The following is a 15,307-nucleotide window of genomic DNA, read 5'->3' on the forward strand; positions in this document are numbered from 1 at the left end:
GGACATCCGTCACTTCGTATCCGGTTTTTGCTCCGTCCGAGGTTTGCCACTGCTGCGTGCGGACTTTGACGATTTTGGCCGTCCGGCCGGGACGGCGCGCTGACGTGTCCCGGCCGAACCCGGCACACACCGAACTTTTTCGATAACTTCCCGGTCACAACCGCCAGCTTGCGGGCGCGCCGGCGCCCCGTACGCGCTTCCGGCCCCAGTGTTCCCCGGGCCGCCCCGTCCGCATATCATTCGCACATCGCGCCCCCGCCGATCGCAGGCGCAGCACACAGGGATTCTCGATGGACACCAAACGATCGCGGCCGGGCCTCGTCGCCGCGCTGCTCTGGGCGGCGCTGTATCTCGCGACCGGCTACATCTCGCACCAGTTCAACGGCCCCGTCCGGCTGACGGGTTACATCTGGCTGCCGGCCGGTGTGACCGTCGGCGCGTTCATGCTGCGGCCGATGCGCGAATGGCTGATGCTGGCCGGCGCGTTCCTGGTCGGGCAGCTCGCGCTGAGCGGCATCGAACACGGCAACCTGGTCAACGCGGTGCTGTTCACCGTCGACGAGGTCGGTGCAGCCGCGCTCGCGGTGTGGCTCGTCCAGCGCGTGCGCTTCTCGCTCGAAGGGCTGTATTTCCTGCGCTCGGTGATCCTCGCCGGCCTGATCGCGGGCGTGGTCGGCGCGATCGGCGGCGCGGCCTGGTACACGGTGGTCAATGACGCGCCGTTCTTCGACGTGTGGTTCGTGTGGGCCGCGTCCGATTTCGTCGGCGTGCTGCTGGTCACGCCGGTGCTCGCGTCATGGTCGCGCTTTCGCGCGCACCGCTCGGGCGATCATGAGCGCTTCGATCTCGTGCTCGGCATGGTCTCGTTCGTGCTGGTCGTGGGCGTCGCGCTCGTGATCTTCGACGGCGACACGTCGCAGAAATTCGGCACCGGCGCGGGCTTCGCGCTGACGTATATCCCGCTGTTCCTCACCGTCGCGGTGACGCTGCTGCTCGGCGGCCGCGCGGGCTCGTCGTCGGTGCTGGTGCTCGCGCTGATCGTGATCGAGCAGACCGCGCAGGGCGACGGTCCCTTCTCGTCGTTGCACGAGCACTACGGCAACGCGCTACTCGAGGCGCAGCTTTATCTGGCGGTGGCGTCGCTGCTGGTGCTGGCGGTGAGCACGCTGAAGACGACGCGCGAACGCGTGCACGAGCATGCGGCGGTCTTGCAGAACAACATGGAGCTCGCGCTCGCGAGCGCCGGCCAGATCGCGTACGTGCTCGACCCGGAATCGGGGCGGATCGAGTGGAGCGGCGACGTCGAGCGCGTGTTCGGCGTCGGCGTCGATGCATCGCAGATCGCGAGCGTGCCGCTCGTGCTCGAACGTGTGCAACCAGGCGACCGCGAGGCGCTGCGCGACTACTGGGATGCGGAGATCGCGGGCGAGGATCGTGCGCCGCTGTCGCTGCGCATCGTGCAGCGCGACGGCGGCACCCAGACGATCACCGATCATGGCGCGCCGCTGCTCGATTCGAATGTCGACGTGACGGTGGTGGCGGGCGTCTGGCAGCTCGAGCGCGTGTGGCCGGCGGACGAATGAGCGGACGCGCGTCATGACGGGCCGCACGGGCGTCCTGCTGATCCACGGGCTCGGCGGCACGCAATACGATCTCGGTTCGCTGCACAAGGCGATGCGGCGCGCGGGCGCCGACACGCACATGACCACGCTGCCGGGGCACGGCACGCGCCCCGAGGATCTGGTCGGCATGCGCGCGGAAGCGTGGCTCGACGCGGTGACCGAGCAGTATCGCGCGCTGGAACACGAGTACGACACGCTGCATGTCGCGGGCATGTGCATGGGTGCGCTGGTCGCGCTGCTGCTATGCCATCGCGTGCAGCATGCGCGCGGCCGGCTGGCGCTGCTGGCCACGCCGGTGTTCATCGACGGGTGGTCGACGCCCTGGTATCGCGCGTTGCGGCACGTGCTGTACCGCGTGCCGGGTGTGGCCGAGCGGATGCGTGTGGAGGAAAGCGATCCGTTCGGCATCAAGAACGCGACGATCCGCGCGATCGTGAAGAAGAAGTTCGAGCGCGAGGACAGTTTCCACTATGCGTGGGTGCCGCTCTCGTGCGTGCGGCAGGTCGACCGGATGCGCGACTGGGCGCTCGAGGCCGCGGCCGGCACGCCGTGCCCGACGCTCGTGCTGCATGCGCGCGAGGACGAACTGACGAGCCTGCGCTCGGCCGATTTCCTGCTCGAGAAAATGCCCGACGCGCGCGGGATCGTGCTCGAGAACAGCTATCACATGATCTGCGCGGACAACGATCGCGACGACGTCGCGCGCCACGTGCTCGACTTCTTCGGGTTCGATCCGGCGCATGCGGTGAGCCCGGCGATGGCGCGCCGGATGGGGCGGCTGGAATCCTGACGGCGACGTGCCCGGCTCGGGATGCGCGATATCCGCTGCCCCCGGAACGCATCGGGCCGCGCATGCGTACCGGGGCGTGGCGAATTCATGCCGTTTCCATCGTGCGTCGCGCCAGCAGGGCCGAGGTGGCCAACTGGGCGCGTACCGCATCGATGGCGGCGTCGCTCGGCGCAAGGCCTTCGAGGTAGACGAAATCGACCGTCGACAGGCCGATCACGGCGAGCACCTGCTTCAGGTACGGAGTCAGGAAATCGGGCTGCCGTGCCGCTGCGCCGGTGCAGATGCCGCCCGAGCGTACCAGCACGAGCACGGGGCGATCGGCGAGCAGGCCGAACTTGCCTTCCGGCGTGGCCGTGAACGTGCGGCCGATACGCAGCACGAAATCGATCCACAGCTTCAGCGTGGCTGGGACCGTGAAGTTGTGCATCGGTGTACTGATCAACATGCCGTCGCTGTGTTCCACTTCCGCGATCAGTTTTTCGGAGTACGCCAATGCGGGATCGGAATCCGGCTGCCTCGCGACCACCGCACGCGCATAGTCGGCCGATAGCGAGGGCAAGCCGGGTTGACCGAGGCTGCGCGACACGACCCGCGCATCGGGGCGGGCCGCCTGCCATTGCGCGATGGCTTCGTGCGCAATGCGTGCGCCCAGCGAATCACTGCCATGCGGACTGGCATCGACAAAAAGAAGATTGTTCATCAGGGCGCCTGAAGAGACTGACTGAAATGCATGCCGCGGGACAGCAGCCCCTGGCGGAAATAGAAACGCTGTGCGAGCGCGTTGGAGAGCCCGGTATCGAGTACGAGGTGCCCGCAGCCGTGTTGCCGCGCGTCGTCGCGCACCGCATCGAGCAGCCGCTCGCCCAGCCGTTGACTGCGCGCGTGTGCGGTCGCGACCAGGTCGTCGACATAGACGAAGCGCCCGTACAGCGTGTTTTCGAGGTGACGGTATCCCGCCAGCGCGACGACCGCACCGTCCGGGCTGCCGTGCCGTGCGGTCAGCAGCACATAGCCTTGTTCGGCCTGGCGGCGCATCTGCTGCACGAACGCATCGGCATCGGTCAGGTGCGGGCGCAGCTCGCGCATCACGTCGAACGTCGACCGGTAATCCGCGTCCGTCACGGCGCGTTTCAAATGGATCTCTGGCATCACGATTGCTCCACGGTAATGTCGTTACTGTACGAATCGGATGGCGTATCCTGAAGGTCCAAAAAGTGACTATTTGACTGGGACATGAAATTCGACGATCTGATGCCGGACCGTCATCTCGACATGCCGGTCTATCGGCAACTGGTCCGGCGCTTCCGCGATGCGATCGAGACGGGCAAGCTGGCGCCGGGCAAGCGCGTGCCGTCGGTACGGAGCCTGGCCAGCGAACTCAATCTGGCACGCGGCACCGTCGAAGCGGCCTATCAGGTCCTCATCGGCGAAGGGTACTTGGTCGCACGCGGGCCGGCGGGCACCGTCGTGTCACCCCAGCTGCCGAATGGGCGGCAGCCGCGCGCCGCGGCGCCGCGGCCGGATGAACCGCCGCGCGGCGATTCGGCGGCGAGCGGGCCGAAGCCGTTCCAGATGGGCATTCCCGCGCTCGATGCGTTTCCGCGCATGCCGTGGATACGGCTCACCGGCCGTCATGTGCGGGCGATGGCGACCCCGTCGCTGGACTATGCGCCGCCGCAAGGGCATGACGGGCTCAGGCGTGCGCTGTCCGCGTACCTCGGCGTGTCGCGCGGCATCGACTGTTCGGCCGGGCAGATTTTCATCACCGCGGGGTATCGCGGCGCGCTGGACCTGATCTGCCGGACCTTGCTGCGCCCCGGCGACACCGGCTGGTTCGAGGATCCCGGTTATATCCACGCACGCCGCGTGCTCGAGCACGCGGGGATGCGGCTCGTGCCCGTGCCGGTCGACGACGACGGCCTGTGCGTGGAAGCGGGGCTGCGCCGGGCGGCCGATGCACGTTTTGCCGTGGTGACGCCGACCCATCAAAGCCCGCTCGGTGTCGCGCTGTCGCTGCCGAGACGCCTGGCTTTGCTCGACTGGGCTCGTCAGCAGCGGGCCTGGATCGTCGAGGACGATTACGACAGCGAGTTCCGTTACCACGGCCGCCCGCTGCCCGCGCTCAAGAGCCTGGATCGCCACCACCGCGTGCTTTACACCGGATCGTTCAGCAAGGTGCTGTATCCGGGCTTGCGGCTGGGGTATCTCGTCGTTCCCGACGAGCAGGTCGCCGCCTTTCGCGATACCGCCGGATGGCTCGGCGGGAGCGGCCAGATGCTGATGCAATCGGTCGTCGCCGATTTCATGGAGCAAGGGCACTTCGCGCGCCACCTGAAGAAAATGCGTGCGCTTTACGCCACCCGCCGCGCGTGGCTGATCGATGCGCTGGGCAAGGTCTTCGGCGATACGCTGGATATCCCGCCCCGCGCGGGCGGCCTGCATGTGGTGGCCTACTGGCGCACGGCGGTCGACGATCGCGCCGTCGCACGTATGGCTGAGGTGCAGGGCTTTTCCGTTCAGCCGCTGAACGACTGGAGCCCGGGCGGCCGGATGCCGCCGGGCATGCTGCTCGGCTTCACGAACCTGACGTCGGCGCAGCAGGCGTTGACGCTGGTTCGGCGCTTGTATCGGCTCGTTTGCGGGTGAAGCGGGCGTGGTGGATTACGCAGCCGTGGGGGCTGGAGTGCGTGCGGCTGGTGGCATGGGTTTGCGACTGTGGGACCGATTTCTGCGACTGTTCTGCGCATTGTCGAAAACACCCCGTGATGTCGCTTTCCGGATTCATGCGTCATCGGTTGCGTGTTCGAGTAGGGGGCACGGCCGACATCATGCTGTTCCGACTTTCGACCGAGTCGAAGTAGCCGGCCTGGCTCGCAACTCCGAGGGCGGTTCTCGGCCAGGAACGGCCGTTCGACAGGGCGATCTGAATCGTCGACAATGCAAGCCCAAACCACGGCCACGCCCCGTCAAAATCAGACTGACGGCGGCGGCCTTCCAAGCCTGACAATGGTGTTGCGACGATGAGCATCAGCAAGCGGATAGCGCACGTTCGGAAGGATTCTAAAAATGGCGAAGCATTCAACATGGTGACCTTGGAGGCTGCGCATCGCGTGATGTCTCCCGTGGTCGATGCGGCTTTGAACGCGCGGGGGTTCGAGACAGTAGCGCCTCTGAAGTGGGTGCGACACGACGGGTCACCCATCCGTCAGATATTTGCATTTCCCGCATGGAAAGGCGGCGTCATCGCTCCTCGATGGGGCTTGTCCTTTGACTTTGTCCCGCATGTGTCGGGCAGTTCTGTTCGCTGGCACCGAACCAACAAAACTGCGATCTTTGACCTCGTTGTCGATGCACGCGACAAGGATTTAGACGTGAGCCTTATTTGTGGAGAACAGGTCGTCGCTCAGAAATCGGCGCCGATTGTGGAAGATGCGATCGCACGGGCAGACGAATTTTGGCGACGGGTCAATTCGGTCGAGGACGTCGTCGGGGCATTCGAATGGCTGCGAAGCTATCTGTCGAGCGGAGGCTTGGGTTTTTACAACTATGTCCAGCATCCGATCGCGCTCGCGTTTGTGCTCGCGAGGACAGGCAACGCTGATGATGCGCGTCGAGAGTTGGATCGCTTTCTCGAAGGGCGTTCAGCGGAAGACCCAGTCTCCATACGGCTCGGCGAGATGCTGACTAAAGCTAGCGGCATGCCATGATCGCGAGCAAAGAATCCTTCGTGTGGATGGCGGGCGACTGCGCCAATGAACATGCGCCGGGTGTCCGCTAGCAGGAGATCTGACTGTTTCTTCAGGGTCGGCTGCAGTCAATCGGGCGCAACGAAATGGCACTACTCCGGCGCCCCACCGCACCGGCAGCCCGAGCCGCACGCGCCGGCCATCGTCGGCCGTGACACCAACCCGCGGCGAAGCCGCTACCCCGCCTCCGGCCGCCGTGCGATCCGCGCGCGGGTGGCCGGCGACGCAAGACACGTGGCCACCGCTTCGTAGCCCGGTGCGCCGGGGTACGGTGCGACGCGGGCCGGCGGGCTATGGTTCGCGGGACACAGAATGATCGCTTCGTCGGGCCCGACGGCCGACAGGTCCAGCACGGCCGACGAGCGGGTCAGCATGAACAGCGGCCGCATGCCGCCGGCTCCGGCACGCTGGCGAAGGCAAGCAATCAGCGCCTCCTGCGTGGGCTGGTCGAGATCCTGCTCGATCATGTCCACGACCAACGCGCCGGTGCCGTCCGCCTCAAGGCCGGCGAGCAGGATGGTCAGCGCCGGGGACGGCGTGGCGCCTTCGTCGGCGAGCCATGCCGACGTGCGTTCGACGCGCGCCTTCAGCGCCGGATCGGCCTGCAATGCGGCGAAAGCCGCCGCGCCGCCATCTTCCAGCCGGTCCAGCCCGATGAACGCGGCGCCGGGCAATGCCTCGGCCAGCCGATGCGCGAGCCGCGTCTTGCCGCTGCCCAGCGAACCGATGATGTAGTTCAGCGGACGGATATCGCGAAATTCGAACCATTCGCCGTCCCACGGCCAGGGGAGGCTGAACGCAACGCCCGCGGCGGCCGGCGCGAGCAGGCGCGTCAATTCGCCGTCGCCGGGCATTCGGCCGCGCGCGAGATCGGCGCGGATCGCGCGAACCCTGTCGACCTTGCCGACCAGATCCTGAATACCGCTTTCGAGCGCCGCTTCATGCGTGGCCAATGCGTCGCTCAGGCTGCGGGCGTCGCCGCCCAGCACGTTCGCGACCTGGGCCAGGCTCAGGCCGAGCGCGCGCAGCGCCGCGATTTCGGCCGCACGCGCCAGATCGTCCGGGCCATAGGCGCGGTATCCGGCCACCGTTCGCCCGGGCGTAACCAGTCCTTGCCGTTCGTACAGCCGCAGTGCCTTGGCCGATACGCCGAGCCGCATAGCGGCTTCCGATGCGCTCAGGCCGCGCGTGACATCGTTCATGGGTCACCTTCGGGTCGTCGATTCGTGACGACGAGCATAAAGGCGATCCCAAGGGCCGGGTCAAGCGCAACCACGCGCGAATCGACGAAGACGCATGCCGCGCCGCGCGTCAGTCGGCGGCCGCGAACTCTTCCCGCAACACGCGATACAGCCGCCGGTAGCGGGCGAGCCGCCCCGCCAGCAAATCGGCCGTGGCGGCATCGGGCGCGACCGTCTCCGTGACGGGCGGCGCGACGCAGACTTCCGCGAGCGTGTCGTCCGTTGCGGTGAGGCGTGCAAGCCGTGCCGCGCCGAGTGCCGCACCGACCGCGCCGTCCGCATGGCGCTGCATCGCGAGCCCGGTCGCATTCGCGCACAGCCGCGCCCAGAACGCGCTCTTCGAACCGCCGCCGATGAACGACACCGCGTCGAGCGTCGTGCCGGCCGCACGCAACGCGTCGTAGCCGTCGGCCATCGCGAACGCGACGCCTTCCATCACCGCATACGCGAGATCGTCCGCATCGTGCTCGTTGGACAGCCCGAAGAACACGCCGCGCGCGTGCGCATCGTTGTGCGGCGTGCGCTCGCCGCCGAGATACGGGAGGAACAGCGGCGCGCGGGCCGGCTCCGCGCGTTCGGCGCGTGCAGCGAGCACGCCGGCGGAGGTGCCGTGCGCGCGGGCGAGCCAGTCGAGGCTCGCGGCGGCCGACAGGATCACGCTCATCTGGTGCCAGCGCCCTTCGATGCAGTGGCAGAACGCGTGCACGGCGGCGTCCGGGTTCGGCGCGAAGCGGTCGTTGCCGGCGAACAGCACGCCCGACGTGCCGAGCGACAGGAAGCCGCTGCCGGCGCCCGTGACGCCCATGCCGATCGCGGAGGCCGCGTTGTCGCCGGCGCCGCCGGCGATCGTCACGGGCCCCGCGATGCCCCATTCGCGCCGCAGCGTGTCGCGCAGCTGCGCGGCGGGGGCGTTGCCCTCGACGAGGCGCGGCATCTGCGCGCGCGACAGCTCGGTCGCGGCGAGCATCCGGTCGGACCAGTCGCGGCGCGCGCAGTCGAGCCACAGCGTGCCCGATGCATCGGACATCTCGGATACGAATTCGCCGGACAGGCGCCAGATCAGGTAGTCCTTCGGCAGCAGCACCTTGTGCACCGCGCGGAACACGGCGGGCTCGTATTTCGCGAGCCACAGGAGCTTCGGCGCGGTGAAGCCGGGCATCGCCATGTTGCCGGTGATCGCGCGCGATTCCGGCACCAGCGCCTCGAGTTCGACGCACTCGGTGCCGGCGCGCGTGTCGTTCCACAGGATCGCGGGGCGCAGCACCTGGTCCGCGCGATCGATCAGCGTCGCGCCGTGCATCTGCCCGGACAGCGCGATGCCGCGCAGCGCGGCGAAGCCGGCCGGATGCGCGGCGCGCACCGCCGCGATCGCATCGAGCATCGCGTGCCACCACGCCTGCGGGCTCTGTTCCGACCAGTGCGGATGCGGGCGGCTGATCGACAGCGCGGCCGAGCCGGACGCGAGCGGGACCGAACGGGAATCGGTGAGGAGAACCTTGACCTCGGACGTGCCGAGATCGATGCCGAGAAATGTCACGTGTGAAGCATCCTGTCTGGGGCGCGCGGCGGCGCACGCCGAAGCGGCGGCGCGTCGTCGCGGCCGTGCGGTTCGTTGAGCCGGTGCAGCGCGCGGAACCTCGACGGCGGCACCTGCTTCATCGCGAGAAACTGACGGTTGAAGTTCGACAGGTTGTTGAAGCCAACCCGGTAGCAGATGTCGGTCACCGTCAGATCGGAAAACATCAGCAGCTCGCAGGCCTCGTTGATGCGCAGCCGGTTCAGGTAGCGCACGAACGACGAGCCGGTATGGCGCCGGAAAAACCGCGTGAAGGTGCTGACGCTCATCCCGGCGAACGCGGCGACGTCGGTCTCGCGCAGCATGCCGGGCAGGTTCTGCTGCAGGTACGACAGCACCTGGTTGATGGTCGACGACATGTAGTGCTGCGCGTCACTGCGGTAGCCGGGGCCGGCGAGCACGCGCCGCTCGCGGCACGACGACAGCCGGTCGAACAGCGACATCAGGATCTCGACGCGCCGGCAGCCGTGCGCGTTCGCGAGTTCGAGCATCAGCGGCGCGACGTCGCGGCCGACGCGGTCGGGAAACTGCACGCCGCGCGCCGCATCGTCGATCAGGTCGATCACCGGCTGCAGCTCGCTGAACGCGCCGACCATCTTTTCGATCGCATCGCGCGAGAACTGCAGCACGACGTCGCGCGACGGCACGCGCTCACCGTCGGGGAGCTCGCTGACCCAGTTGTGCGGCAGGTTCGGCCCCGTGATGATCAGGTTGCCGGGGCCGAAATCGCCGATGTGATCGCCGACGAACATCTTGCCGTGCGACGACTGGATCAGATGAATCTCGTACTCGGGATGGAAGTGCCACTTCGCGACCGAGTGCGGATAGTCGTGGATCCACGCGCGGAACGATTCGTCGCGGTGGGTGGGAACGATCTCGAGATCCGGGTTCATCGTGTGCTCCGTCGGGGGCGTGCCGGCGTGCTACGAACGGGACATCGACCAGCCCGTCGCGGCGGGCGGCGTGGTGCGCGTCGCGGCCGCCGGCGGTGCCGCGTGCGCGATGGGGTTCGCGTCCGGCAGCGTGACGTTGCGCTCGGTGCCGGCGTCGAACAGATGCAGGGCTGCTTCGTCGAAGCGAAACGCTACCACGGCCCCCGGCGCCGGGGCCATCGGGGCCGGCACGAGGGCCGGCCCCGATGGCCGTGCCAGTCCAGCGTGACGAGCGCCTCGGCGCCGAGCAGCTCGACGAGCTCGACCGTGCCGGTCAGCGCGAGCGTGCCCGGGGTCGGATCCGGTTCGGTGACGAGCCGCAGGTGGTTCGGGCGGATCGCAACCTTGACCTTCTGGCCGTCGTGCAGCCCGGCGAAGCGCGGCGACGCGAGCGGCCAGCGCGCGCCGTTGCAGTCGAGCAGCACGTTCTCGCCGAGGCGCTCGATCGTGCCCGCCGCGAAGTTCATCGCCGGCGTGCCGACGAAGCCGGCGGCGAACACCGTGTGCGGCTGCCCGTACAGTTCGGCCGGCGTGCCGATCTGCTCGATGTGGCCGCCGCGCATCAGCACGACGCGGTCGGCCAGCGTCATCGCCTCCAGCTGGTCGTGCGTGACGTACAGCGTGGTCGTCTTCAGCCGCCGGTGCAGCCGCTTGATGTCGCCGCGCAATTGGGTGCGCAGCTTCGCGTCGAGGTTCGATAGCGGCTCGTCGAACAGGAACACGGCGGGCGTCTTGATCATCGCGCGCGCGATCGCCGCGCGCTGCTGCTGGCCGCCCGACATCGCGCGCGGGCGGCGGTCGAGCAGTGCGTCGAGGCTCAGGATGCGCGCGACGTCGCGCACGCGGCGGTCGATCTCGTCGGCCGGCACCTTCAGCCGCCGCAGGCCGAACGCGATGTTGTCGTACACGGTCATGTGCGGATACAGCGCGTAGTTCTGGAACACCATCGCGACATTGCGCTCGCGCGACGGCAGGTCGTTGACGACCGCGTCGCCGATCACGAGCTCGCCGCCGGTGATCGCCTCGAGGCCCGCGATCATCCGCAGCATCGTCGACTTGCCGCAACCGGACGGGCCGAGCAGCACGATGAATTCGCCGTCGGCGATCTCGAGGTCGAGCGGGTGCAGCACGGCGGGGCCGCCGTCGTAGTGCTTCGACAAAGCCTTGCAGGTGATCTGTGCCATGGCTCAATCCATTTCGATCTGAATCTTGACGTCGCGCGGGTGGCCGCTCGCCGCTTCCTCGAACGCGCGCACGCCTTCGGAAAACGGGAACGTGCGCGAGATGAACGGCTTCACGTCGATCGCGCCGGACGCGATCAGCGCGAGCGCGCGCGGAAAGATGTTCGCGTAGCGGAACACCGATTCGATGCGGCCTTCCTTCGCCTGCAGCGCGACCACGTCGAGCGGCACCGGCGCGACCGGCATGCCGATCAGCACCGCACAGCCGCCCGGGCACATCAGGTCGACGAGGCCCGCATACGCGTTCGCGCTGCCGCTCGCTTCGAACACGACGTCCGCGCCCCAGCCGTCCGTTGCTTCGGCCACCGCGTCGGCGAGCGACTCTGTGCGCACGTCGACGGTCGTGACGGCGCGGTTGTCGGCGAACAGCGCGAGCTTGTCGGGCACGACGTCGGCGAGGATCACGCGCGCGGCGCCGCCGGCGAGCGCGGCGAGCGCCGTCATCGCGCCGATCGTGCCGGCGCCGATCACGACCGCGAGGTCGCCCGGCTTCATCGCCGCTTTCTTCGCGGCCTGCAGGCCGATCGACAGCGGCTCGACGATCGCGCCTTCGGCGAACGACACGTTGTCGGGCAGCCGGTACGTGAACGCGGCCGGATGCACGACGAACGGCGTCAGGCAGCCGTGTATGGGAGGCGTCGCCCAGAAGCGCACGTCGGGATCGAGGTTGTAGAGGCCGCGCAGCGTCGCGGGCGAATCGAGGCGCGGCACGCCGGGCTCCATGCACACGCGATCGCCGACGCGCAGGTGCGTGACGCCGGCGCCGGTCTCGACGACGGTGCCGGATGCCTCGTGGCCGAGCACCATCGGCGCGTCGACGCGGAACGGGCCGATCCCGCCGTGAACGTAGTAGTGCACGTCGCTGCCGCAGACGCCGACCGTATGCACCTTGATCCGGACGTCGCCAGGGCCGACCGCCTGCGGCAGGTCGATGTCGCGCAGCGCGAGTTCGCGCGTGCGTTCGAGTACGAGTGCTTTCAACACATCCTCCTTATTTTCCCTTGACCATCGAATTGAGCAGGCGGCTCAGCATGCCGACGAACACGAGCGGCGGCAGCGCGAGCAATACCGTCGACGCGTTGATCACGCCCCACGGCACTTCCTGGCCGAGCGACGTGAACGCGGACGCGACCACCGGCAGCGTCGCGCTGCGCGACGACGTGAGCGCGAGCGCGATCATCAATTCGTTCCACACCAGCACGAAGCTGAACACGATGCCGCCGAGCAGCGTGCTCGCGCACACCGGCAGCGCGATGTGCCAGAACACCGCGTACGGCCCGTAGCCGTCGAGCGCGGCGGCTTCCTCGATCTCGCGCGGCAGCCGGCGGAACACGGGGATCGACAGCCACGTGATGGTCGACAGCGTGACGAGCAGGTACGTGACGATCATCGACAGCTTCGTGTCGTACAGCCCGAGATCGACCCAGATCGCGATCAGCGGCAGCGCGACCGCGACCGGCGGCAGGAAGCGCAGCGACAGCAGGAAGAACTGGATGTCGCGCTTGCCGCGTATCGGGTAACGCGCGATCGCATACGCGGCCGGCACGCCGAGCACCGCGCCGATCAGCACGGCCGCGCCGACGATCGCGATGCTGTTGCCGAGCCCGATCACCACCTCGGGGCTCGACAGTACCTGCTCGTAGTTCGCGAGCGTCGGCGTGAAGACGAAGCGCGGCACGGGCGTGACGATGTCGAGCAGGTGCTTGAGCGAATTGAGCACGGCCCAGAACAGCGGGAACGCGGCGACGAGCAGGATCGCGCCGGCGATCGCGACGGTGGACAGGTGCGAAACGGTCGCGGCGGGGCCGCGGCGGGCCATCAGTCGTCCCATTTGTTGACCCTCTTCCAGATGAGCGTGAAGACGAGCGTGGTCGCGACCATCATCAGCACGGCCATGCCCGACGCGTAGGACACCTTGCCGGCGAGGCCGATGCCCTGCTGGTACGCGTACAGGTCGAGCGTTTCGGTCGCGATGCCGGGGCCGCCCTTGGTCATCACGTAGATCAGGTCGAACGAGCGCAGCGATTCGACCATCTTGATGAACACGAGGCTCACGAGCGGCGCCTTCAGCATCGGCAGCGCGATGTACGCATGCACCTGCCACGTCGTCGCGTAGTCGAGCCGCGCGGCTTCGAGCGGTTCGGGCGGCAGCGTCTCCAGCAGCTTCAGGATCACGACCGCGAAGAACAGCCCCCATTGCCACACGTCGACCAGCGCGACCGCGTACAGCGCGAGATGCGGATCGGCGAGGAACGCGGTGTTCTCGATCCCGAGCATGCCGAGCAGCCAGCTCAGGATGCCGGTGAGCGGCGCGTACATGAACTTCCAGATGAACGCGGCCGATACGCGCGGCAGCAGCACCGGCATGATCAGCACCAGCGATGCAAAACGGCGCCAGCGGCCATGCACGCGCTCGAACAGGAACACGGCCAGCGCGATTCCGACGAGCACCGCGCCCGCCACCGTGACGACTTCCCACAGCACCGACACCTCGATCGCGTTCAGGAAACGACGGTCCGACGCGAGCCGGATGAAGTTGCGCAGGCCGACGTATTCGCTGTCCGGATAGCGCAGCACGCGGTTGCGCAGCGCGAGGTTGATCGCGGCGACCGTTGGGACAAGGCTCAGGACCGCGAGCAGCGCGAGCGTCGGCGCGAGGAACACCCACGGCAGGCTCGTGCGGTCGCGGCGCGCGCGGCCGCGCCGGGCCGACGTTGCGGGAGAGGCCGGACGGACGCCGAGCGCGCGTCCGTCGGCGCCGTCATTTGCGAGCGCCATGTTCGAGCGCGTCCTTCGCGTACTGGTCTGCATCGTCGAGCGTGCCGCGGATATCCGTCTGCGTGCCGGTGAACACCTGCTCGAGCGCGATGCCGAGGTTGTCGCCGATATCCGGCCACTGCGGCGTGCGCCAGATCGTCACCTGCGTGACCGGGTTCGTGTCGTTCAGCCCGGCCTGGATCTGCGGCGCGACGTGCTGCTTGAAGTACGGGCTCGCGATCGTGCTCGACCGGTTGTAGTCGCTGAACACGCCGTTGCGCAGCCGCGCCTGCTCCTGGTCCTTGCTGGTCGCCCACGCGATGAAGCGGCCGGCGGCCGTCCGCGTGCAGTCGTCCTTCGCACCGACCGCCGAGATCGCGAAGCCGTGGCCGTAGGCAGCCGACGGCAGCGGCGCGGGCGGGCGCGTGTAGCCGACCTTGCCGGCCACGCTCGACTTGCTCGCATCCTCCATCCAGTCCGCGAACGGCGTCGATTCGATCATGAACGCGACCTTGCCCGAACGGAACGCTTCGAGCGCGTTGCTCCAGTCGTAGGTCGCCGAGCCCGGCGGCGCGTACTTGAACAGGTCGCTGTAGAGCTGCGTGGCCTTCACGGCGCCCGGCGAGTTGAATGCGGGCTGGCCGCCCTTGTCGGTCCAGGCGCCGCCCATGCCGAGCATGAACGGCGACCAGCGCCACACGTTCATCCCGGAGCCGCGCTGGCCGCGTGCGACCCAGCCATACAGCTTCGGCGGCGCGTTGAGCTTCTTGATCGCGGCGACGAGCTGGTCGAGCGTCTTCGGTACCGGAATGTGCGCGGCGTCGAGCAGGTCGCGGCGATAGAACAGGAAGTCGCCGCCGCCGATCAGCGGCGCGAAGTACGCGACGCCGTTGTAGCTCGCGACCGCGCGGCGGCCGGGCAGGAAGTCGTCGTAGTCATATTCCTTCGGGTAGTACTTGAGGAGCGGCACGATCCAGTTGGCCGACGCGAATTCGGCGACGTTCGCCTCGTCGACGTAGTAGATCTGGTACGAGCCTGCGCCGGTCGACGCGTCGAGCCGCGATTTCGCGCGGCGGTCGTTTTCGCCGAAATAGCTGATCTCGACCTTGGTGCCGCTCTTCTTCTCGTAGTCGGCCAGCGACTTCTCCATGACCGACAGGCCGAGACTCTTCTGCGCGAGCACCCGAAGGGTCGGCACCTTGCAGACCTGCGCGGCCGCGACGCCCGGCAGACAGGCGCCGAGCAGCACGCCGGCTGCGACGATTCGCATCTTGTTCACCCGTGTCTCCTTGATTCTGCTTGTTCGAATGCCGTCGATGACGGCAGGAACAATGGTGTGACGGGGGCGATGCGATCACCACATCAAAAGAAAACGCGAACCGATACTTTTTGCTCAGGGTGG

The 15,307-nt window shown here is 67.9% G+C and carries 13 protein-coding genes and 1 pseudogene; 4 read left to right on the plus strand and 10 right to left on the minus strand.

Annotation, left to right across the window (positions count from 1 at the left end):
• Positions 1 to 290: 290 nt before the first annotated feature.
• Positions 291 to 1,583 carry an MASE1 domain-containing protein gene (locus FFS49_RS23075; RefSeq protein WP_105815153.1) on the plus strand — a complete coding sequence of 431 codons (1,293 nt, stop codon included), beginning with the start codon at positions 291 to 293 and terminating at the stop codon, positions 1,581 to 1,583.
• Positions 1,584 to 1,596: 13 nt separating this feature from the next.
• Positions 1,597 to 2,412, plus strand: coding sequence for an alpha/beta fold hydrolase (locus tag FFS49_RS23080; RefSeq protein ID WP_105815152.1), 816 nt, complete (start codon positions 1,597 to 1,599; stop codon positions 2,410 to 2,412).
• Positions 2,413 to 2,497: 85 nt separating this feature from the next.
• Here the strand turns inward: FFS49_RS23080 and FFS49_RS23085 are convergent, their stop codons facing one another.
• Both FFS49_RS23085 and FFS49_RS23090 read right to left on the minus strand, forming a co-directional pair.
• Complete coding sequence (locus tag FFS49_RS23085) at positions 2,498 to 3,112, minus strand: NAD(P)H-dependent oxidoreductase (protein WP_105815151.1); 615 nt, start codon at positions 3,110 to 3,112, stop codon at positions 2,498 to 2,500.
• Complete coding sequence (locus FFS49_RS23090; protein WP_105815150.1) at positions 3,112 to 3,561, minus strand: GNAT family N-acetyltransferase; 450 nt, start codon at positions 3,559 to 3,561, stop codon at positions 3,112 to 3,114. The genes FFS49_RS23085 and FFS49_RS23090 overlap by 1 nt, the downstream gene beginning before the upstream one ends.
• Before the next feature lie 84 nt (positions 3,562 to 3,645).
• On the opposite strand from FFS49_RS23090, the gene FFS49_RS23095 reads away from it, so the two are divergent.
• Together FFS49_RS23095 and FFS49_RS23100 are read left to right on the plus strand one after the other, a co-directional pair.
• Positions 3,646 to 5,058 carry a PLP-dependent aminotransferase family protein gene (locus FFS49_RS23095; protein ID WP_105815149.1) on the plus strand — a complete coding sequence of 471 codons (1,413 nt, stop codon included), beginning with the start codon at positions 3,646 to 3,648 and terminating at the stop codon, positions 5,056 to 5,058.
• Positions 5,059 to 5,432: 374 nt separating this feature from the next.
• Positions 5,433 to 6,119 carry a hypothetical protein gene (locus FFS49_RS23100; protein ID WP_137910329.1) on the plus strand — a complete coding sequence of 229 codons (687 nt, stop codon included), beginning with the start codon at positions 5,433 to 5,435 and terminating at the stop codon, positions 6,117 to 6,119.
• 215 nt (positions 6,120 to 6,334) lie between these two features.
• Here the strand turns inward: FFS49_RS23100 and FFS49_RS23105 are convergent, their stop codons facing one another.
• From FFS49_RS23105 to FFS49_RS23140, 8 genes and pseudogenes are all read right to left on the minus strand, one after another.
• Entirely contained in the window at positions 6,335 to 7,360 is a 1,026-nt protein-coding gene (locus tag FFS49_RS23105; protein ID WP_105815147.1) for a MerR family transcriptional regulator, read from the minus strand.
• 109 nt (positions 7,361 to 7,469) lie between these two features.
• Positions 7,470 to 8,936, minus strand: a complete 1,467-nt coding sequence (gene xylB / locus FFS49_RS23110; protein ID WP_105815146.1) for a xylulokinase — start codon at positions 8,934 to 8,936, stop codon at positions 7,470 to 7,472.
• Positions 8,933 to 9,868 carry an AraC family transcriptional regulator gene (locus tag FFS49_RS23115; RefSeq protein ID WP_047852046.1) on the minus strand — a complete coding sequence of 312 codons (936 nt, stop codon included), beginning with the start codon at positions 9,866 to 9,868 and terminating at the stop codon, positions 8,933 to 8,935. Before FFS49_RS23115 ends, xylB begins: the two co-directional genes overlap by 4 nt.
• A gap of 30 nt (positions 9,869 to 9,898) precedes the next feature.
• Positions 9,899 to 11,091, minus strand: a pseudogene (gene ugpC, locus FFS49_RS23120) (sn-glycerol-3-phosphate ABC transporter ATP-binding protein UgpC).
• A gap of 3 nt (positions 11,092 to 11,094) precedes the next feature.
• Positions 11,095 to 12,129 (minus strand): NAD(P)-dependent alcohol dehydrogenase, encoded by a 1,035-nt coding sequence (locus tag FFS49_RS23125; RefSeq protein WP_105815145.1) that lies wholly within the window; start codon positions 12,127 to 12,129, stop codon positions 11,095 to 11,097.
• Positions 12,130 to 12,139: 10 nt separating this feature from the next.
• Positions 12,140 to 12,979 (minus strand): carbohydrate ABC transporter permease, encoded by an 840-nt coding sequence (locus tag FFS49_RS23130; protein ID WP_105815144.1) that lies wholly within the window; start codon positions 12,977 to 12,979, stop codon positions 12,140 to 12,142.
• Complete coding sequence (locus FFS49_RS23135) at positions 12,967 to 13,926, minus strand: sugar ABC transporter permease (protein ID WP_224755780.1); 960 nt, start codon at positions 13,924 to 13,926, stop codon at positions 12,967 to 12,969. Before FFS49_RS23135 ends, FFS49_RS23130 begins: the two co-directional genes overlap by 13 nt.
• Positions 13,910 to 15,184, minus strand: coding sequence for a sugar ABC transporter substrate-binding protein (locus tag FFS49_RS23140; protein WP_046548892.1), 1,275 nt, complete (start codon positions 15,182 to 15,184; stop codon positions 13,910 to 13,912). The genes FFS49_RS23135 and FFS49_RS23140 overlap by 17 nt, the downstream gene beginning before the upstream one ends.
• Positions 15,185 to 15,307: the final 123 nt, after the last annotated feature.

This window comes from Burkholderia sp. 4NA327C6 (genome assembly GCF_005502655.1).
GTDB classification, from domain to species: domain Bacteria; phylum Pseudomonadota; class Gammaproteobacteria; order Burkholderiales; family Burkholderiaceae; genus Burkholderia; species Burkholderia contaminans.

Bases quoted from the DNA above. Each gene is read 5' to 3' on its own strand.
- FFS49_RS23095 (WP_105815149.1), top strand. From the start codon at position 3,646: ATGAAATTCGACGATCTGATGCCGGACCGTCATCTCGACATGCCGGTC.
- FFS49_RS23080 (WP_105815152.1), top strand. From the start codon at position 1,597: ATGACGGGCCGCACGGGCGTCCTGCTGATCCACGGGCTCGGCGGCACG.
- FFS49_RS23115 (WP_047852046.1), bottom strand. From the start codon at position 9,868: ATGAACCCGGATCTCGAGATCGTTCCCACCCACCGCGACGAATCGTTC.
- FFS49_RS23085 (WP_105815151.1), bottom strand. From the start codon at position 3,112: ATGAACAATCTTCTTTTTGTCGATGCCAGTCCGCATGGCAGTGATTCG.
- FFS49_RS23130 (WP_105815144.1), bottom strand. From the start codon at position 12,979: ATGGGACGACTGATGGCCCGCCGCGGCCCCGCCGCGACCGTTTCGCAC.
- FFS49_RS23090 (WP_105815150.1), bottom strand. From the start codon at position 3,561: ATGCCAGAGATCCATTTGAAACGCGCCGTGACGGACGCGGATTACCGG.
- FFS49_RS23100 (WP_137910329.1), top strand. From the start codon at position 5,433: ATGAGCATCAGCAAGCGGATAGCGCACGTTCGGAAGGATTCTAAAAAT.
- FFS49_RS23105 (WP_105815147.1), bottom strand. From the start codon at position 7,360: ATGAACGATGTCACGCGCGGCCTGAGCGCATCGGAAGCCGCTATGCGG.
- FFS49_RS23075 (WP_105815153.1), top strand. From the start codon at position 291: ATGGACACCAAACGATCGCGGCCGGGCCTCGTCGCCGCGCTGCTCTGG.
- FFS49_RS23135 (WP_224755780.1), bottom strand. From the start codon at position 13,926: ATGGCGCTCGCAAATGACGGCGCCGACGGACGCGCGCTCGGCGTCCGT.